Origin of the sequence: Larkinella soli (assembly GCF_003703975.1) — a bacterium.
Taxonomy (GTDB): domain Bacteria; phylum Bacteroidota; class Bacteroidia; order Cytophagales; family Spirosomataceae; genus Larkinella; species Larkinella soli.
In genome coordinates, this window is record NZ_QTJY01000003.1 from 318861 (window position 1) to 336853 (window position 17993).

General features: G+C 54.3%; 16 protein-coding genes and 2 tRNA genes. 6 read left to right on the plus strand and 12 right to left on the minus strand.

Annotated elements, in window-relative coordinates; all coding sequences use genetic code 11:
* Positions 1-5: 5 nt before the first annotated feature.
* From DX909_RS11175 to DX909_RS11195, 5 genes are all read right to left on the minus strand, one after another.
* On the minus strand, positions 6-1811 hold the full coding sequence (locus tag DX909_RS11175; RefSeq protein ID WP_128545257.1) for a T9SS type A sorting domain-containing protein: 1806 nt from the start codon (positions 1809-1811) through the stop codon (positions 6-8).
* Positions 1812-1834: 23 nt separating this feature from the next.
* Positions 1835-3100: a hypothetical protein gene (locus tag DX909_RS11180; RefSeq protein WP_229311014.1), complete on the minus strand. Its 1266-nt coding sequence runs from the start codon at positions 3098-3100 to the stop codon at positions 1835-1837.
* A gap of 152 nt (positions 3101-3252) precedes the next feature.
* Positions 3253-3969, minus strand: a complete 717-nt coding sequence (locus tag DX909_RS11185) for a hypothetical protein (protein WP_128545259.1) — start codon at positions 3967-3969, stop codon at positions 3253-3255.
* 179 nt (positions 3970-4148) lie between these two features.
* On the minus strand, positions 4149-7448 hold the full coding sequence (locus tag DX909_RS11190) for an ATP-binding protein (protein ID WP_128545260.1): 3300 nt from the start codon (positions 7446-7448) through the stop codon (positions 4149-4151).
* Positions 7449-7615: 167 nt separating this feature from the next.
* Positions 7616-8170, minus strand: a complete 555-nt coding sequence (locus DX909_RS11195) for a hypothetical protein (protein ID WP_128545261.1) — start codon at positions 8168-8170, stop codon at positions 7616-7618.
* A gap of 299 nt (positions 8171-8469) precedes the next feature.
* Here DX909_RS11195 and DX909_RS11200 point away from each other — a divergent pair, with 299 nt between their 5' ends.
* Positions 8470-9762 (plus strand): nucleoside hydrolase-like domain-containing protein, encoded by a 1293-nt coding sequence (locus DX909_RS11200; protein ID WP_128545262.1) that lies wholly within the window; start codon positions 8470-8472, stop codon positions 9760-9762.
* An 18-nt stretch (positions 9763-9780) separates the two neighbouring features.
* On the opposite strand, the gene DX909_RS11205 is transcribed toward DX909_RS11200, so the two are convergent.
* Entirely contained in the window at positions 9781-9960 is a 180-nt protein-coding gene (locus tag DX909_RS11205; RefSeq protein ID WP_128545263.1) for a hypothetical protein, read from the minus strand.
* A 104-nt stretch (positions 9961-10064) separates the two neighbouring features.
* Positions 10065-10571, minus strand: a complete 507-nt coding sequence (locus DX909_RS11210) for a hypothetical protein (RefSeq protein WP_128545264.1) — start codon at positions 10569-10571, stop codon at positions 10065-10067.
* Positions 10572-10671: 100 nt separating this feature from the next.
* Between DX909_RS11210 and DX909_RS11215 the strand changes: the two genes are divergently transcribed.
* Positions 10672-10899, plus strand: coding sequence for a hypothetical protein (locus DX909_RS11215; protein ID WP_128545265.1), 228 nt, complete (start codon positions 10672-10674; stop codon positions 10897-10899).
* 588 nt (positions 10900-11487) lie between these two features.
* Here the strand turns inward: DX909_RS11215 and DX909_RS11220 are convergent.
* Genes DX909_RS11220 through DX909_RS11230 form a run of 3 tightly spaced genes read right to left on the minus strand, consistent with a single transcriptional unit; the run spans position 11488 to position 13536 of the window.
* The gene (locus tag DX909_RS11220) at positions 11488-12234 is read right to left on the minus strand and encodes a hypothetical protein (protein ID WP_128545266.1); all 747 of its coding nucleotides are present in this window, start codon (positions 12232-12234) and stop codon (positions 11488-11490) included.
* Positions 12231-12707, minus strand: a complete 477-nt coding sequence (locus DX909_RS11225; protein ID WP_128545267.1) for a hypothetical protein — start codon at positions 12705-12707, stop codon at positions 12231-12233. Before DX909_RS11225 ends, DX909_RS11220 begins: the two co-directional genes overlap by 4 nt.
* Position 12708: 1 nt before the next feature.
* Entirely contained in the window at positions 12709-13536 is an 828-nt protein-coding gene (locus DX909_RS11230) for a ParA family protein (RefSeq protein ID WP_164851260.1), read from the minus strand.
* 454 nt (positions 13537-13990) lie between these two features.
* Between DX909_RS11230 and DX909_RS11235 the strand changes: the two genes are divergently transcribed.
* Positions 13991-14380, plus strand: coding sequence for a hypothetical protein (locus DX909_RS11235; protein WP_128545269.1), 390 nt, complete (start codon positions 13991-13993; stop codon positions 14378-14380).
* A 266-nt stretch (positions 14381-14646) separates the two neighbouring features.
* Here the strand turns inward: DX909_RS11235 and DX909_RS11240 are convergent.
* Together DX909_RS11240 and DX909_RS11245 are read right to left on the minus strand one after the other, a co-directional pair.
* Positions 14647-14721, minus strand: a tRNA-Pro gene (locus DX909_RS11240).
* Between the two features lie 34 nt (positions 14722-14755).
* Positions 14756-14843, minus strand: a tRNA-Ser gene (locus DX909_RS11245).
* Between the two features lie 167 nt (positions 14844-15010).
* On the opposite strand from DX909_RS11245, the gene DX909_RS11250 reads away from it, so the two are divergent.
* The 3 genes from DX909_RS11250 (at position 15011) to DX909_RS11260 (ending at position 17982) form a co-directional block, all read left to right on the plus strand.
* Positions 15011-15973, plus strand: coding sequence for a vWA domain-containing protein (locus DX909_RS11250; RefSeq protein WP_128545270.1), 963 nt, complete (start codon positions 15011-15013; stop codon positions 15971-15973).
* Between the two features lie 58 nt (positions 15974-16031).
* Positions 16032-16739 carry a tetratricopeptide repeat protein gene (locus tag DX909_RS11255; protein WP_128545271.1) on the plus strand — a complete coding sequence of 236 codons (708 nt, stop codon included), beginning with the start codon at positions 16032-16034 and terminating at the stop codon, positions 16737-16739.
* A 67-nt stretch (positions 16740-16806) separates the two neighbouring features.
* On the plus strand, positions 16807-17982 hold the full coding sequence (locus DX909_RS11260) for an acetyl-CoA C-acyltransferase (RefSeq protein WP_128545272.1): 1176 nt from the start codon (positions 16807-16809) through the stop codon (positions 17980-17982).
* Positions 17983-17993: the final 11 nt, after the last annotated feature.

Genomic DNA, 17993 nt, shown 5'->3' on the forward strand with positions numbered 1-17993 from the left:
CCGGTTTACAGCTTCAGCAGTTTGGTGGTAAAGGTCTGCGTTCCGTCGTTGACCTGTACCAGATAGAGCCCGGCCGGAAGCGGTGTGCCGTTCTGGTCGGTGCCGTTCCATTGCACCCCGGTCCGACCCGTTGCCGCCTGGTTCGGAGTAAGCGTGGCGACGGGCACGCCGGCCGTGTTGAGGATGCGCACCGACACGGGCCCTCTCTCCTCAAACCGGTAGGTTATGTCGGTTTTCTCCCGGAAGGGGTTGGGGTATGCCCGCACCTTCTCCGCCGTTTCCGCACTTTCGGGCCGCTCGTGAGCACCCAGGGTTTCAGCCAAAGCCCTATTCCGGGCGATGGAGGACTCAGCCGCTTTCCGCGCCCCCCCATTCGACGATCCTATAATCACCCTGCCCACGGGCGCCCGCAGCGTCAGGGGCCGGTTGAAGGTGACTGCGCCCGAATAGGTACCCCGGGCGATATAGACCGTATAATCGCTGGGCGCGTGCTGGGCGGCCTGCTGCAGGGTCCGGTAGGGCTTATGAATTTCGCCGGTGGGCTGGTCATACAATCCTTCCGCGTCGACGTAGGCGGATTTAGCCTGATAAAACCTGGCCACCTCGTCCCGAAACGCTTCGTCCTGAAACCCCAGCCCGTAACCCGGCAGGGCAATATCCGGCTCGCCGAAAGTGGATTTGGTGACACTGGATTGGTTGTGAACGCCAATCGCTACGTTCGACCCCTGGTAGGTGACGGGGCCGCCCATGTCGCCCGAAAACGACGGGGTTTCATAGATCATAAACCGGTCACGGTCACCGTTTTTCAGGGTGGTCAGGTGTTCGTTCTGCTCCAACAGAGAGGTCTGCGTCAGTTGCAGGGTTTTGTATGTAGTAGTGCCTTCCAGAACGGCGCCGTCGGCTCCATAATGGAAAATATCCACCGGTATGCCCCCGTTCCCCTTCGCGTCGATGGCGAAATTGCCGGGGTTGGTCGCGATGCGGAAATATTCCTGCTGGCGTTCGCCGGGCCGCAGGCCGGTGCCGTTGGGCAGCGGTTCAAAAACCACCCAGCCGTAATAAAAGAACCAGGATGAAAGGTAGGGTTCGGCTTTGAAGTACAGGGAACCCGACCGGGGCAGCGTCCGATTTTTCAAAGGATACTGGTCCTGGGGCGCAGGGTGCATGACCGTGCCGCCGACCGAGGGCGGCACGTTGAACTCGATGACGTCATAGGGGTCGGTCTGGCTGAAATAGTGGTCGTACATATTCCAGGACGTCACGATGGACCCGTTGGGGGCAATCCAGCCCGTGCCGTACGCGTGCGTCCCGTTGGTAAACCGGCCCACGGCTTTGGCATACGGATGCGTTTCCGTAAGGTTCGTCGCAGTGGAGGTCACGGTTCGGGCCGAAAGGCCGGGGTTTCCCGCAGCCTGTCGGGCGCTTCGTGCCCGCTCGTCTGTAATCCTGACGTCAGAAAGACGCACGGTATTGCGGTCGCCGGCAGCGGCAAACAGCGATACGTTCACCGATTGACCGTTGAAGTACGCCGAGCTGTAGTGCCAGTCCCGGAGATCCTGCTTTCTCAGCTCCTGCCGGGCGCCGTCGCTGCCTTCCAGCACCAGATAGCTGTTTTCACCCAGTTCCGTACCGGCGAAGTACAGCCGAAGAAACGTCGTGTGGGGTTGCGTCACCTGCGTCAGGAACCGCAGGTGATCGCGGCCCGGCGGATCGCCCGTATATCGGAAGGAATGCGGCACCATTTTCTGAGCCTCCGCCGAACTGCCGAGCAGGCAGATCAGACCGACGAGGAAAAGATTGATTGCTTTCACAGTGGCTGCTGGGTTAATGTATCTCACTGAAGACTAACCAGTACCAGCACCAGCCCCGTGCCCTTCTCCAGCGCCGTCATGGCTTTGCCGAGAATGGCTCCCTGAGCCTGACTGCGGTCCGACGCCTTCATGGCATGACCCGCCGTGGGCGACGTCGTGAGCAGATCGCCCGGCCGGATGGCTCCATACCGGGCGTCGACCCGGCAATACACCCGCCCCGTCAGCGCCACAGGGTGTTGCCCGTCGGCGAGCGTTCCGGCCTGCCCCATCAGCATCCCCGGCTGCACGTCGCCCGCCCCGCTCACGATACCGGCCACCGTTCTGTCGTACGCCTGCCGGGCCACCCGCAGGTGACCCGGTTTTTCCGGATCGATACTGACCACCGTACCCGGCAGCAGCGTTTCGCCCCCCTCGATGTCGAAGTGTTCGGCGAGGTCGGCCCCGCCGGTGATTTCGAGGACTTTGGTCGAGGTGGTTCCGTTGACCTGTAACGTTTTGGAGGGGGCCGTGAGGCCGATGCCGACGTTTCCGTTGGGCGTAATCACCATCGTTGCCTCGTTGGAACTGGCGGTTTTGGAAAAAACCAGCTTACCGGCCCCGGCCCCCCAGCTGCTGTTGGCTACCCCGATGCGCCAGGCCGCTCCGCCCCCACCCGGATTGATGAGTTTAAGCTGCATATCACTCTCCGAAGCGACGCTCAACCGGGCTTCGTTGTCGGTAGTTCCGACTTTCACCTTGCCCCCGCCGTTGGCGAGGTGGACGTTCTGTTCCGAATCGTTATTGATGTACAGCGGGTCGCTGCTTTCGATCTGGTTGCCGTCGAGGGCCAGCATGTGAATGTTATCCCCCACCTTCGAGTGAAGGCGCAGGGCACCGTCCGCCACATAATTGCCTGATTTCGAAACGTTTGCTCCGTACACCGTGAAGACGGTCGGGTGGTCGGCGCTGATACCCAGCCGGGCCGTTCCGGGCGTCATGGCGAACAGCATGGACCCGTTGTGCCGGATGCGGAACGTCTCTTCGTTGCTGATCGACCAGAGGGTGGCCGTGCCGTTCAGCAGGCTTCTCCGCAGTTCGATACCGGCCGTCTGGTCGTTTAACTGATTACCACCTATCGAACTGACTCTCAGATAGGTATCCACGGTATTCTGTACGTCCAGGCTCCGCTGGGGAGTCGCCGTCCCGACGCCAACTTTCACCGTCGGAAGAACGTACTGGTTGCCGCCGGCCGATAACCATTGCGCCGGCGATTGAAACGGGCGAAGCAACAGACCCGCCAGGCAGGCCATCCTCAGAAGGTTTGCAAAACACTTGTTCATTGAAGTATTGTGTGAAGTTTTTTGGTTAAGACCGACTAAAAAAGCCATAGCTTCCCCAACCCGGAGCAGGTATACTGCTCCGGGAAAAAGGTTCTACCGGGTGGGGAGATGGTCGGGCCGGATCAGTTGTTCGGTACGGCCAGGTACACCTCGATGATCCGGGGTGTCATGGAGACGATGCGGATACCGCCATACTGGAACTGGTTCATCGGTTTCATCACCTTAAAAAGGAACAGGTCGCCCTGCTGGTACACCGGAGGCTCCTGGTTGTTATCCACCCAGTAGGTTTCAAACAGACCCGGGCGCTCTTTCACCATATGTTCGAGGGTCTTGAGGGAGAGATAGGCGGGATTGAACCAGGTGGTTTCCATCGCATCCCCGGACTCAAACGTGTAGGTCAGTTCGCTCCACATCGTTCTGGACATTTCGATCTGGGCGTTGTGGTACAGATTGAAATGGGTCTTGTAGGTCGTGGCCGCCGGCCGGCCGTTCAGGAAATCGAAACTGTTGAGCGCGCCGTTCGACAGCGTAAACACCGTCGGAATCTGGTTGGGGTCGGTCCCGGCCGGGTAGACCGGCCACTCGATCCTCCAGGTGTGGCATTTGGTGTGTGCCCACAGACCGTATTCGGGAATGAACGTCTGGCGGGTAATCGTAGGGTGCGCCAGGGGCTGCCCGCCCGGATTGGAATTGTAGCCTCCGATCCCGTTCGGGGGAGGATTTAGAACGACCTGATCGGCGCGTGTGGCCTGAACCTGCCGATCAATGAAGTTTTCCCTGCAACCGCTCAGCCCCATCAGGAAGAGGGCGAAGACGGTAACTCCTTTTACGTGCTGCATTTTAGTTGGTGTGGAAAAAGAGGAATTGGTTGCCTACTGCTTACAGGTGATTCGGCCGATACCTTACGGCAACAAAGGTAGGGCGGGCTCCCTGCCGGGGGCTAACACGGACTTCCCAGAAAATAGCATGGATGTAACACGAAGCGATTACTCGCAAAAAGCCGCTACTAATCAATTATTTACAAAAAGGCATCCGAAGAGCTTTCGGCTTTTTGTTTCGCAAATTCGGAGGGCAGCATTCCGAACTGCTCCTTAAAGCAACGGGAGAAATAGGAAAGATGCTGGAAACCGGAGAGGTAAGCGGCCTCGGCAATCGGGATGCCGGGTTGCTGCAGGAGGTCGGCGGCCCGCTGCAGCCGGATGTAGCGGATGAAATCGGAGGCCGACTGGTCGGTGAGCGCTTTCAGCTTCCGGTGCAGCTGCATCCGGCTCATGCCCATTTCCCGCTGAAGCCCTTCCACGCTGAAGGCTTCGTCGGCGATGTGTTCGTCGATGATGCGGACGGTTTTTTCCAGAAACTCGGCTTCGCGGTCGCGGAGGGGTGTTCCGGAAGGTTGCAGCAGCACCTCCCGACTGTATTTCCGGCGCAGGAGGTCCCGCTGGGTGAGCATGCCGTCGATGCGGGCCACCAGTTCGTCGAGGGCAAACGGCTTGGCCAGATACTGCTCGGCCCCGCCCCCAAACCCTTCTTTCCGGGACTCGACATCGTCTTTGGCTGTCAGCAGGATCACCGGAATGTGGCTGGTAAGGTCGTCTGCTTTCAGGTGGCGGGTCATCGAAAAACCGTCCATCACCGGCATCATCACATCAGAAATGATCAGGTCCGGAACCACCCGGCGGGCCATTTCCAGCCCTTCGTCGCCCCGCTTGGCCTGCACGACCCGGAAGCGGCCGGAGAGTTGCCCGCGGAGGTAATCGTTCAGTTCGGGGTGGTCTTCCACCAGCAGCAGCGTGGGTTTGTCCTCCCCGCCGGCTTCGGCCCGTTCCTCTTCCGCCACCGGATCGGAGGCCGTCAAGGCGATGCCGGGGGGCGTTGGGGAAACGACCGGGGTCACTCCGTCGGCGTCCGGCGCTGCCGCGGCTTCCAGCGGCAGCCGGACCTCAAACGTACTGCCCATTGCGGGCCGGCTTATCACCTGAATCGAGCCGTTGCCCAGTTCGACCAGTTCTTTGGTCAGGGCCAGCCCCAGACCGGTACCCTCGAAAGCCCGCGTTTGGGAGGGATCGATCTGGTAAAAGCGGTCAAAGATGCGGGTTTGCAGCGATTCGGGAATGCCGATGCCCGTGTCGCTGACGACGAGCCGAAGACCGGTCGCGGGGTCTACCTCCGCCCGCAGGGTGACCTCTCCGCCCGCCGGGGTAAACTTGACGGCGTTGGCCAGCAGGTTGTACACGATCTTTTCGAGCTTATCGCGGTCGAAAGCCGCTACCCACTCGGTCTCGGGCAGATCGATCCGGTAATGCAGCTGCTTGCCGGCGGCCATGGGCTGAAAGTACTGGGCGGTCTGCCGGAGAAAGCCGATCAGGTGGCCCGGCTGCCGGTTCATGGTCAGCATCCCCATTTCGGCCCGGGCCAGATCGAGCAGCTGGTTCACCAGCCGCAGCAGTCGGTTGGCGTTCCGCTCCATCATGTGGGTTTCTTCCGGACTGATGGCTTCCCGTTTCTGGAGCGGAGCCAGAATAAGCTGAAGGGGGGTCCGGAACTCGTGCGAAATGTTGGCGAAAAACCGGGACTTCACCCGGTCCAGCTGTTTGATGTAATCCGCTTCGATTTGCAGGATTCTGGCCTTTTTAGCCTCTTCTTCAGCCAGCGCCTGGGCAATTTTGCTGCTGCAGATGGCCGCAATGGTTTGCAGGGCTTCCTGATGATGCTCTTTGAAGAACCCTTTTTCGGGGTGTTCCGAGTCGATAACCCCAATGACCTGGTTCTGGAGCAGCAGCGGAACGGCCAGTTCAGCGGATCGCACCTCGTCGTCGACGACATAACGCGGGTCCTGGGTGGTGTCCGTTACAATTTCCGGTTGGCCCGTCCGGGCGACGCTTCCCACGATGCCCTCGCCGAGCGGAATGACCAGCGGGTTGAGGATGGAATAGGCCTCCGGGTTCTTGTTCCCGTAGGCGGCTTTCTGCACCAGGGCCGTCCGGTCTTCGTTGAGCAGGTAGATGACGCAATCGACAAAGCCCAGCCGGGCTATGCAGTTTTTAGCCACATCCCACAGAATTTCGTCCACCGTATTTTTGCCGTACAGCGAGGTGGCGAAGTAGTGGATGGTTTCGTCTATTTCCTGCCGGAGTTGCAGGCTTTGCGAAAGCCGGTATTGTTCGTTTTCCAGGGAAAGCTTCAGGTTGCGCTGCCGGAGTTTATACCGATTGAAAAGCAGATAGCCGATCAAAGCGCCCAGCAGTACGAAGGCGATCAGGGTGACGATCAGCGTCCGGTGCTGGCTTAGCGACGCCTGCTGGGCCTGCAGGCGAAGGTTCTGCACACGCAGTTCACGGTCTTTCTGTTCGCCCTGGTATCGCGCCTGGAGGTCGGCAATCTGCCGGGACAATTCCGCAGACTGCAGACTGTCGGTCAGGAGCTGGTACTGGCGTTGGGCGATCACGGCTTCCCTGGGTTTGCCCAGCACGCCGTAAATCAGGGGCAAATTGGACAGAACCAGCTGCTGAAGACTTTTGGACCGGATTCGTTCGGCGATGACCAGCGCCCGCTGCGAATACTGCAGCGCCTGCGGAAAATCGCCCATGTCCCTGTAAAGCAGCGCCAGGTCCGCATAGGAACCGCCGATGTTCAGCTGATTGTCGTTTTTCAGGTCGATGGCCAGCGACTGGTTGTAGAACTTCCGCGCCTTGCCGAACTCCTTCCGAATGCGGTAAATCCTGGCCAGGTTATGAAACGTGTTGCCTATCGCCTGCTCATCCCGCCGGGCCGTCTGGATGTTCAACGCCTTCAGACCCGCCTGCAGGGACCGGTCGTAATCTTTTTTGTCGAAGTATACGTTGCCCAGGTTGCCGTAAATGGCCCCGAGCAGGGCCGTGTCCTGCCGCGCTTCCGCGATTTTCAGGGCCTGCTGGTTGGCCTCGATGCTCGCATCGTACAGTTTCATGTAACGGTTGATGACGCCCACGGCCATGTAGGCGCGGCAAAGGTACCGCTGCTCGCCCAGCCTGTGGAAAATTGAAAGCCCGGCTTTGGCGACAGCGAGCGCACCGGCGTTGTCACCCCGGTCGGCGTAGAGCCGGGCCAGCCGTTGGTAAGCTTTTCCTTCCGATAAGGTAAGGTGATGCTTCCGTGCCAGCGTCAGGGCGGTTTGGGCAGCCTTCAGCGCCTGTTCGGGCTGGGAGGAAGTGAGTTGCTCCGCCCGTTCCAGCTGCCGGTTTACCGTTTCCTGAGCAACACCGGTCTGGGCCAGGACCGAAGCGGCTTCCGGACCGGCAACAAGGAGAAAGCAAAACAGGAACCGGAAGAGTGAAGGCATAGAGATCAGGGCAGAACCTGGTGTTCGGCGTTCTTTCCGCAAAAAATAGGGCAGACCGTGGCCTGGATGGGACGGTCATATTGCGCAAAAAGGATCCCGGCCCCGCGAGACGGCATCCGGTTGAGCAGCCGAATATACGAAGGGACATACGGCTGGGAATAAAGGATTTAGGCAACGGTTGTCCGGCCGCCCGCCCGGGCGCTCAGAAGGTCTTTGACCAGCGAAATGTTCAGCGCCCCGTAGCCGTAGATTAGAACCGGCAGGAGATACAGAAAGTAAATCCGCCAGGTGAACGTCTCGACCAGGTGGGTAGTATAGAAAGCATTGAAGTCGTAGTCCGGGAATTCGACCAGCAGGTAACGGACGGTCTGGGTAAAGGGGTTGAACACCGGAAACGCCAGCAGCAGGACGGGCAGAAACGTCAGCTCGTACAGCCCGATGCCTCCGGGAGTTAGCCGGACGGACCGGAGGGCCAGGCCCTGGTGAACGAGGTTGATCAGCATCAGGACGATCAGCAGGGTTACGATCTCCGGAAGCACGGCGCCCCGCATGAGTATCCCGAAATAACTGCCTGCGCCCCCGAACGATTGCATAATCGCCATCTTTTTCTCGAAGGAAAACAGCCACGTCAGGGCTTCAAAAAAGGCAACGCCGACCAGCAGGATGGCGACCCCGATCAGGGGATTTTTCAGAAAACGGCGGGTAATCGGTAAGGAGTGCATGGTTCAGACAAAATCAGCTTTGATAATTCCGGTGAAAACGTCCCGGAAGAACCGCCGGAGTACGGTAAACCGAAGGGGTGCATTGCGTTTCCTGTGTCTCATTGGGAAGATTGGCAGAATTTATCGGTATAATGGTTTATCTGTCAGCAATATACTCTTCTTTCCTTTTCCGACAATTACTTTCCTGAAAAAGCGCAATAGTTGATTTTATTGTCGAAAGGAGCCGTTCAGCAACCCAGTATTTCGGAGGGCAAGTATCCTTTTGACGACGACGGAACCCGCAAACTTAAGGCAGGCATATGAAAATAGGGCTTTTATGGATCTTCTGGGGACTGTTTTCCTTCACCGGCTTTGCCCCGCCTGCTTCGGAGAAAAAACCCCGCATCCTGATCAGCACCGATCTTGGCGGTACCGACCCGGACGACAACCAGTCGATGATTCATTTCCTGATGTATGCCGACCGGTTCCGGGCCGAGGGCCTTGTCTCCTCCCCCTCCTACGGCAACGGTTCGCGGGAGAAGATCCTGGAAATGATCGACCTCTACAAGAAGGACCTTCCCCGACTGAGCCGCCAACGGAAGGACTACCCCAGCCCGGAGGCACTGAAGGCGGTCTGTAAACAGGGCCGCCACGGTCCGGCTCCCCTCAAAGGCTATACCGCCCCGACCGAGGGCTCGGAATGGATCGTCCGGTGTGCCCGCAAAGAAAGCCGGCAGCCGCTCTGGGTGCTGGTCTGGGGCGGCCTCGACGATCTGGCCCAGGCTCTGCACGACGCTCCCGACATCCGCAGTCGAATCCGGGTGTACTGGATCGGCGGGCCGAACAAAAAATGGAGCGTCAATAGCTATGCCTATATTGTTGAAAACTTCCCGGACCTGTGGCTGATCGAAGCAAACGGCTCCTACCAGGGTTTCTTTGCCGATGCCGGGGCGCCGGACAGCCTGAGTAACCGAAATTATTATGATCGCTATATCCGGGATGCCGGCTTTATGGGCAGGGATTTCGGAAAGTATTACCAGGGCAGCATCAAGATGGGCGACACACCGTCCCTGCTGTATGTGATGCACGGGAACCCGAACGACCCCGCCCGGGAAAGCTGGGGCGGCAGTTTCGAACCGTTCCGACACAGTCCGCGCCGGGTCTATCACCGGACCACCACGACGGCCGATACCGTGCCGGTGTATTCCGTGGTTGAGTTTCACTTCAACGGCCCGGAGGTCGACCTGCCGCCGGATTCCGCCTGTTTTACGATGGCCGTGCAATCCCGGGCCGGGGAGCAGACCTGGCCGGGTTATTCTCTGGGGAAGGGGCGCTACGTCATCCGGTATGCCCCCAAACAGACCGAGGTGCTGACCTACCGGATTCGCTCGGAAATCCCCGGCTTTCCGGAGCAATCCGGGCAACTGGTCGTGAACAACGTCTGGCCTGGCCGACCGGGACCGGATGATTACCGGCTGGGCCCTCACTGGTACACCGACCGGGCCGACCCTGCGCTGTTCCTCGGCATTCAGCAGGGCGCCCGGACGGTGCAGAAATGGCGCAGCGCCGTCCTGCTCGACTGGGCGACCCGCTGGGCCCGGCTGCGGGAATGAGGGTTGAAAATTCCCGGATCAGTCGACGCTGTTGGCGTTCTTTTTCGTGTTCTTGCTGTCCGCGTCGGGCTTTTCGGTCGTTTTTTTGGTGGTGCGCTGGTGGCTGCCGTCCTTGCCCGCCTTGCCTTCTTCCTTCTGGTTCTTCGAACTGTTTCCCCCGCCCGACTGCGGAGCGTAATATTTGACGAATCGATTCATACCGTGTCGTGTTTTAGTGAACAGGCTTCACGGTCTCAACCGGGCGGGGGGCGGATTGTTGGGAGAATTAAGGGAATGGGACGGTTTTTGCCGGGCCGGTCGGGTCAGGATGCCCGTTCAGGGATTGTACCCGTAATGATGTTCACCAGTACGCGTTCCACGGCCGAGATCCGCACCGAAGAGAACGCGGAGACCAGCTTCCGCATCAGGTAAGTAAATAGGCCGACCAGCAGAAAGAGAAAAAGAAACGGAACGACAGCCCCGGCGGTATGGCCGGGCTTAACACTGTTTAATAAAAAATAAAGCGTTAACGCGGCCAGGGGCAGGTAAACCAGAATGTGGGAGGCACTATCCGACGAAATGGTCATCGTGACCCTCACCCCGCCGGGAGCCTCCTCCAGATGGCCGGTCAGATCGATATAAACCCGGGCCCGGCCCTGCTCGACGTACTGGAGCCACAGGTCATCCCCCTCGATCCGGCCCGTACAGACGATCTTTGCCAGAAAGAGACTGCCCCGCTGAACCACCAGCGGGGCCGCAAAGGCCGCAGCCAGCCGCCGTCGGGCCGTCTCGGGCGAGACCGGCAGGAGCACTTCCCGGCGCGTTTCCATGCGATCTACTTATTTATCGGATACCGGCTGTTGTCCGGTCACTGCCGGAAGCAGGCGGTTTTTCTAATGAAGCTATGGCGTTTTGGGGAAAAAGCAATACATGGAAGCACCCACAGAAAAGGATACCATCCAGACGGAAATAGCTGCCTTCGAAGAAATGCCTGATTGGGATTCCATGAAAAAGGCCATCCGCTTTCGGCATGATTCAGAAGGAAATAGCACACAATCAACCATACCACGCCAGGGCTGTTGCGCAATGAGTTACGACCGATTAAAAGAAAAATACGGGATCAATTTAGAGGGCAGGAGAAGCCGAAATAATGCGTAGAAATGAAAAAAATCAGCGAAAAAGTTACTACACGACTACAAAACAGGTTAAGTAATTAATAATCAATCTATTGTGTGTAGTAGAAGTGTAGTAAAAGTGTTTTTCTGTAGTTTTTGTTTTTTGGCTACTACACTTTTACTACAAAACTTTTCGCTTAACCTTGTCACCTTCAGGTATTTGCACAATTGTAGTAGTGTAGTAGAAAACACCCTCCTGATTTTCAAAGTGAATTTTTATGCAGGAAAATCATAGTCTTCAAAAAGTTCAAACCGGAAGGCAGGTTACGGTTCACCGGTGGTCCCGGTGGGTGGATGGGGATGGCGGCTGATCATTGTGGTGTGTCTGTTCGGCTGGGAGCCAAACAAACGGTGGAAAGCTACCCAGGTCCAGCTGCTAAATACTGACACGGAAGCCACGTATGATGTGGCACTGGAAGACTTCCGTAAATGGGTAGAAAACGGCAAACTGAAGCGGATCACCACCCCTTTCATTCTTTAGCAACTTTGAACAACCCTATATTAAAAATATAAATCATACTAAATTTAAAGTACTAAACCTTTTTGGCATTATAAAGGTTACTTTCAGAAATTAAATTTCACCAAAACACGTTATAAGCTTTCTTTTATACGATTCTGTTGTAATAGAGTTTCTAATCATTGTTTTCGCCATTGGATTTAACGTCGAATACTCAGTTTGAAAAAAGATTAAACAAATAGCATGAATATACGAGATAATAGACTTAGAAAAACCTAATACTTCATCCAATAACTGCACATTAGTTGCAATATCAGAAAGGAACGAATGCAAATCAAGATATTTTGTATTGCTACTATGAACGTAATTGGATAGTAGTTTATAATTTTCTTGCCAATCTTTTTTTAAATCTTGAATTAGGAATTTAAGTTGGTTTAAATCTATATCGTTTAAAAAAGCATTATAGGGGAAATCATTTATATAATTCAAAAGATCCTCAACTTTATCAAAATTTCTTTTAGAAACATCCATCTCTTTTTTCAAGAATTCCACAGGGTGGTCTTTATAGTAGATAAAGACCACAATATTTTCAAGGCACCTCCTTAAAAGTATTAGAGCAGGCACTTTGAACCCGAGTAGAGCAAGAATCGTCATTTGGTTAAAATTCGATACTATTTCGTCAAAGTAAACCTTTGAATCATATTTGAATGCCTCATCCCAAAACTTTAAAGAAATTAAACTCATTATTGAGGAATTCAGAAAATTATTAGATCCGAGTATAGTATCTACCTTTAAATTGTATTTACTATTCAGGAATTCAACAATTTCTTTTTTGGGTCCTTCAATTATTTGGTCTATCATTGCTTATTGTAATTTTCAAAAAATTCAAGCCATGTATCAACAAAGTTTTTTACAACTTTATCTTTTTTACTTTCAGATAATTTAATTGAGTTAAATTCTTCCCAGGGAATAATAAACTTACTTAATTCTTTTGGTTTCTCTTCTGCGATAACGTAAACAATCCTGCCAATAATCTCTTCTCTTTTTTTCTTCTCCCAATATGGAACTTTTATATTTAATGTCATTTCCGCAAATTTAACAATATCTCCATTTGATGGAAACTTATTTTTGTCTATTAGGATCGCTGGTATTGTTCCAATTAATTCATGAATAACATTATACGATAGTTTGTTTCCATCATTAATTAATGCGAACAACTCACTCTTTGCTTCATTTATGGCATTGGAATTGCCTGAAAGAATATAATTACTCCTTTTTAAAACATCTAGGATGTCCAAGAGTGTATATATTAATTCTTTTGTGCTATTTTTCATTTTAAAGTCTGATTTTTTGAATTAGCTCTGCGGCAATATTAACCAACTGATCCTGTATATCTCCTCCTAGCTCATATATAAATTTTGTTCCGCTTTCAGGAGAAAGTGAGTTTGCGATTGCTGCTCTATACAACATCTCGTTTTGAAAAAGATTCCTTTGCCAGTCAGGATTTTGCTCAATTCTTGACTTTAAAGAGCTATAAATCCTTGTATGAGTAGGATGTTTCTGTGTTAAAATTATTCCAGTAAAGATTATATGACTTTCATATTCCCTTGACAAGTCATTTATATATGTCTGCAACATTGGTAACCCAAAAAGTGATAAGAAATCAATTTTCATTGGCACCAAATAATATGTAGAGGAAAGTAACGCAGCTTTTATATAACCAGAAATTGTTGGCGGAGCATCAATTATCAATATGTCATATTTCTCATAAAGCTTGTTTTCATTAATATAATTCTTCAATTTCAATGGACTCTCGCCAATGTTTGCTCTCATTATATTTAAATGGGATGGAATTATATCCAAATTTTCTATTACAGAAAATGCTTGTGTTTCTATTGGCTTTTCAGTTGATTCCGCTTTAACTACTGAAGGAAGTTCAGGCTCAAAAACCCCATAAATGGATTTTCTAGGATGATTAAGAATATCTTCTACATTGTTATCAGATAAACAATATTGGGTAGAATTCATTTGTGGGTCCATATCAATAAGCAAAACACGTTTATTAAAGTGTTTTGCTAATGTATATGAAATATTTACAGCAAGGGTTGTTTTACCAACACCGCCTTTCATATTTATGATGCAAACAATCTTTTTATTAGACATCTTGATTACCATATTAAATTTTTACAAGTTTATTTGCTTTATATTAGGCATTTAAATAAAACACTACAAGAAAAACAAGCTTTTAACAAGGAGCAAAAATGATCCAACAGATTTCCAATAAAGTCAATAAACAAACTCTCAATATGGATTTTAGGTCAACACTTCACTTTTGCAAATTCTTTTTTGCCTGAAACTCTATTTCAAATTAATAGAGATGTATATTTAAAACTCAGTTGGTAACCTCTTGTTATTTGAAATAAAAAAATAGGAATTAATTAAAATAACCATTAAAACAATCAATTTCCTTAATGACCTTGACAAAATAAAAACTAAATTTATTATTTCCAAGTTTTCAGATTTGCCCCACCGTATGACCTTCGCAACACCAGTAATGCTTGCGATTCCGGCTCATTGCCGGAATCGCAAGTACTTGAATCTCCGCTATCCATCCGGAATGGTACTAACGCCACAGCATGATCTCCTGCTTTTCTATGTCTGGGCAATGGTCCAGACGGAAAAAGTTAAAATGCGTTCCTACGGTCGAACGCCCAAACCCCTCACCGATACCGTTCACCTCCAGATCCTCGAAGCTCACCACACCCGGAGCCGTATCCTGCTGAATGATGCTGAGGTGAGGATGTTCAACAAAACCGTGGATCTTTTCCTGTTTCAGGAGTTCTATCAGAAGGCCCAGAAGAATAAGCTCATGGGGATCAGTTTTGAACAGTCCCTGTTTGCCTTCATGGCCCAGTATGATCTGACCGCAGATGATCTGAATCCGGAAACGCTGAGCAGTCATTTATCAGGTACCGGCATTCTGGAGAGGTTGGTTTCCAAACACTGAAAAAGAGCACTTCACTTAACTACTAATCCCTATTTCCTTCAAAATACTTCTGGCAGAGAATCGAACTGGAGATACAGGCAAGCGCCGTCGGGCTTAAACCTACCAGCAGCCAAACGGGTTCAACAATATGAATAGAAAATATAGGAAAAAGTGGCGATAAAGGATATTAAAGAATGGCAATCACTAAAATTTGTATTCAGAATTGCCAACATAGCGACAGGCACAAAAAAACCGTCAAAATCGTGTGATTTAGACGGTTTTTCAGGTCGGGGTGGCAGGATTCGAACCTGCGACCACCTGGTCCCAAACCAGGTACGCTAACCGGACTGCGCTACACCCCGGAGGAGTTCCGGAAACAGGATCTCCAAAACCTCGCGGAGAGGGCGGGATTCGAACCCGCGGTACCCTTTAGGGGTACGACAGTTTAGCAAACTGCTCCTTTCGGCCACTCAGGCACCTCTCCGTTTTCCCCACTCCGCTTCCGCAATGGGGACACAAATATAGAGCAATTTCGTCCGTTTCGCCAAAATCCCGACTTGAAATCTTTTCATTTCTTATAACTTCGCAGCCTGTGCCAACCGGCCCCAAAACGGCATTCTGCTCGTTATCAGCCGGATATTTGCCGCTTTCATGACCTGGAATTTCAGCCTGACCCGGACCGAATACGTCTTCATCGCCGTCTTCCTGCTGCTCTACGCCCTCTATTTCTTCCGGACGTTCCGCGTGGCCAGGCAGCTGGGCACCTCCGCCTGGGCCACCATCCCGAAGTTCTTCCTCCGTACCGGCTACCTCACCTTCCTGCTCATCGCCCTGCTCGGCCCCTCCTTCGGGGAAGCCGAAAAGGAACTCGTGGCCGAAGGGAAAGACATCTACATCGCCGTCGACCTGTCGAAGTCGATGGATGCGACCGACATCGCCCCCACCCGGCTCGAAAAGGTCAAGTTTGAACTGAACCGGCTGGTCGAGTCGCTGCCGGGCAACCGCTTCGGACTGCTGGTCTTCTCCACCGACGCCTATGTCCATGCCCCTTTGACCGCCGACCGGGCGGCCTATGCCACCTTCATCAAGTCGCTGACGACCCGCCTGGTGCCCGAATCCGGCACCAACCTCTGCTCGGTTCTCCAGCTGGCCCTCCGCAAACAGCTGGCCGAAACCTCCGCACCCAACCAGACCAGGGTCGTGGTGGTGCTGACCGACGGCGAAGATTTCGGCGACTGCGAAAACGGCCTTCCCGAACGGCTCCGCACTTACGGCATCTCCCTCTTCGTGGTGGGCGTAGGCACCGAACGGGGCAGCATCATCCCGACGGCGCAGGGTAACCTCCGCGATGAACAGGGCGATTTGGCCCGCACTCGACTGAACCGCGATTACCTCCGCCGACTGGCGCAGTCGGCCGGCGGGGCCTACCTCGAACTGAACGCGGCCTCAGGCACGCTGGACCCGCTGGCGCAGGCCATCGACGGGCTGGAAAACCGCCTGATCGACCAGCGGAAGCTGGCCGTGACGACCAATAAGTATTATTATTTCCTGCTGGCCGCCCTGGCCCTGATCGCCATCGACCTCGTCGTGGCGGTGCGCACCTTTCGCCTGTAGGCAGCCTCCGAAATCTGGAGAAGAATCCGTATTTTTGCACCGGTATCATCACCCCTGCATGACCTATCTGATTCTGTCGGTTCTGCTCTGGCTCTGGGACAACCGGTCTTTCGACAAGATCGCCCGAAACAACATCGCCCGAATGGAGGCCATGAAAGCCTACCGCTCCGGGGCCTACGAAAAGGCGGCCGAACAGTACGGTGCGCTGGTCCGTTCGTCCCTGTTTGTAGAGCCGTCGGCCCGGCTGAATCTGGCCCATTCGTATTTTCACCTGCGGCAGTTAGACCAGGCCCGGAGATATTATGAGCAGGTGGCCCAGGTCCGGCGGGCCGATCTGGCGGCAACGGCCGCTGTGCAGCTGGGTGTCATTGCGGTCCTGAAAGGGGATTCGGCCACGGCCCTGACCTATTTCCGGAAGGCGCTCGACGCCCGCCCGAACGATCAGGCGGCCCAGTTCAATTACGAGCTGATCCGGAAAACCTATTCGGGCCAAACCCCACCGACCGCGGGCCGCAAAGTCAAACCCAGAACCCGGGCCGCCGAAACCGAATCGGAGGTCGACCGGAACGCGGAACCGCAGGGCGGTAATGAACTGGAAAACAGCGACCGGCGGGATGAGCTGCTCCGGCGTCTGCGGTCGCTCAACCTGTCGGAAGAACAGGTCCTGAACATCCTGAACTCGATGCACGACAACGAGGTTCAGTATATACACCAGCGAAAACCGAAATCGTCCGCATCGGCGGGGCGCGATTTCGGAAAGTGGTAGCCGGGGAAACCGGTTGCCGGTCCGGCTTTCGGACCAGTCATCAACAAACCAAGACAACTCCTTGATCATGAATGAAGTAGTCATAGTTTCGGCGGTACGTACCCCGATCGGCAGTTTCGGCGGAACCCTGGCGGCTCTGTCGGCGACCGAACTGGGTGCTGCGGCCATCCGGGCGGCCGTCCAGCGGGCGGGCATCCGGCCGGAAGAGGTGGAAGAAGTGATTATGGGGAACGTGGTGTCGGCCAACCTCGGCCAGGCACCGGCCCGGCAGGCCACCCTGAAAGCCGGCCTGCCTACCAGCGTTCGCTGTACGACGGTCAATAAAGTGTGTGCCTCGGGCACGAAAGCCATCATGTTCGCGGCCCAGGCGATCCAGCTCGGTCAGGCCGACGTTGTCGTGGCCGGCGGCATGGAAAGTATGTCCAATGCCCCCTATTATATTTCAAAAGCCCGTTTCGGATACCGGTACGGCAACGGGGAACTGATCGACGGGCTGGCCAAAGACGGTCTGCTCGACCCGTTCGATCACTGTGCCATGGGCATCTACGCCGACCTGACGGCCAAAACCTACAACGTCAGCCGGGAAGCCCAGGACGAATACGCCATGCGGTCCTACCGTCGATCGGCGGAAAATACCGACAACGGCCGGTTCGGCGCCGAAATCGTTCCGGTCGAAGTGAAGGAGGGAAAAATTACCCGGACCGTCGCCGAGGACGAGGAATTCCGGAAAGTGGACTTCGAAAAGATACCAAATCTGAAACCGTCCTTCATGCCCGACGGAACCGTCACGGCGGCCAATGCGTCCAACCTCAGCGACGGCGCGTCGGCCCTGGTGGTGATGAGCCGGAAGAAAGCCGACGAGCTGGGGCTTAAACCGCTGGCCCGGATTCTGGGTTATGCCGACGCCGAGCAGATCCCGGCGCATTTCCCGACCTCGCCGGTGCTGGCGATTCCGGCCGCCCTGAAGCGGGCCGACGTCCGGGCCGATCAGGTCGATTTCTTCGAGATCAACGAAGCGTTCGCGGTCGTACCGATCGTATGCGGGCAGCTGCTGGAAATACCGGAGGAAAAGCTGAACGTCTTCGGCGGAGCGGTGTCGATGGGGCACCCGCTGGGGGCTTCCGGCGCCCGCATCGTGACCACCCTGACTAACGTCCTGGCGCAGGAAAACGGCAAAATCGGGGCCGTCGGCATCTGTCACGGCGGTGGCGGAGCGTCGGCCCTCGTGATTGAAAAGTTGTGAATGTAAACCCA

Coding starts and splice junctions, on each gene's coding strand:
- DX909_RS11180 (WP_229311014.1), bottom strand. CDS start 3,100: ATGGCCTGCCTGGCGGGTCTGTTGCTTCGCCCGTTTCAATCGCCGGCG.
- DX909_RS11185 (WP_128545259.1), bottom strand. CDS start 3,969: ATGCAGCACGTAAAAGGAGTTACCGTCTTCGCCCTCTTCCTGATGGGG.
- DX909_RS11190 (WP_128545260.1), bottom strand. CDS start 7,448: ATGCCTTCACTCTTCCGGTTCCTGTTTTGCTTTCTCCTTGTTGCCGGT.
- DX909_RS11195 (WP_128545261.1), bottom strand. CDS start 8,170: ATGCACTCCTTACCGATTACCCGCCGTTTTCTGAAAAATCCCCTGATC.
- DX909_RS11200 (WP_128545262.1), top strand. CDS start 8,470: ATGAAAATAGGGCTTTTATGGATCTTCTGGGGACTGTTTTCCTTCACC.
- DX909_RS11205 (WP_128545263.1), bottom strand. CDS start 9,960: ATGAATCGATTCGTCAAATATTACGCTCCGCAGTCGGGCGGGGGAAAC.
- DX909_RS11210 (WP_128545264.1), bottom strand. CDS start 10,571: ATGGAAACGCGCCGGGAAGTGCTCCTGCCGGTCTCGCCCGAGACGGCC.
- DX909_RS11215 (WP_128545265.1), top strand. CDS start 10,672: ATGGAAGCACCCACAGAAAAGGATACCATCCAGACGGAAATAGCTGCC.
- DX909_RS11220 (WP_128545266.1), bottom strand. CDS start 12,234: ATGATAGACCAAATAATTGAAGGACCCAAAAAAGAAATTGTTGAATTC.
- DX909_RS11225 (WP_128545267.1), bottom strand. CDS start 12,707: ATGAAAAATAGCACAAAAGAATTAATATATACACTCTTGGACATCCTA.
- DX909_RS11230 (WP_164851260.1), bottom strand. CDS start 13,536: ATGTCTAATAAAAAGATTGTTTGCATCATAAATATGAAAGGCGGTGTT.
- DX909_RS11235 (WP_128545269.1), top strand. CDS start 13,991: ATGGTACTAACGCCACAGCATGATCTCCTGCTTTTCTATGTCTGGGCA.
- DX909_RS11250 (WP_128545270.1), top strand. CDS start 15,011: ATGACCTGGAATTTCAGCCTGACCCGGACCGAATACGTCTTCATCGCC.
- DX909_RS11255 (WP_128545271.1), top strand. CDS start 16,032: ATGACCTATCTGATTCTGTCGGTTCTGCTCTGGCTCTGGGACAACCGG.
- DX909_RS11260 (WP_128545272.1), top strand. CDS start 16,807: ATGAATGAAGTAGTCATAGTTTCGGCGGTACGTACCCCGATCGGCAGT.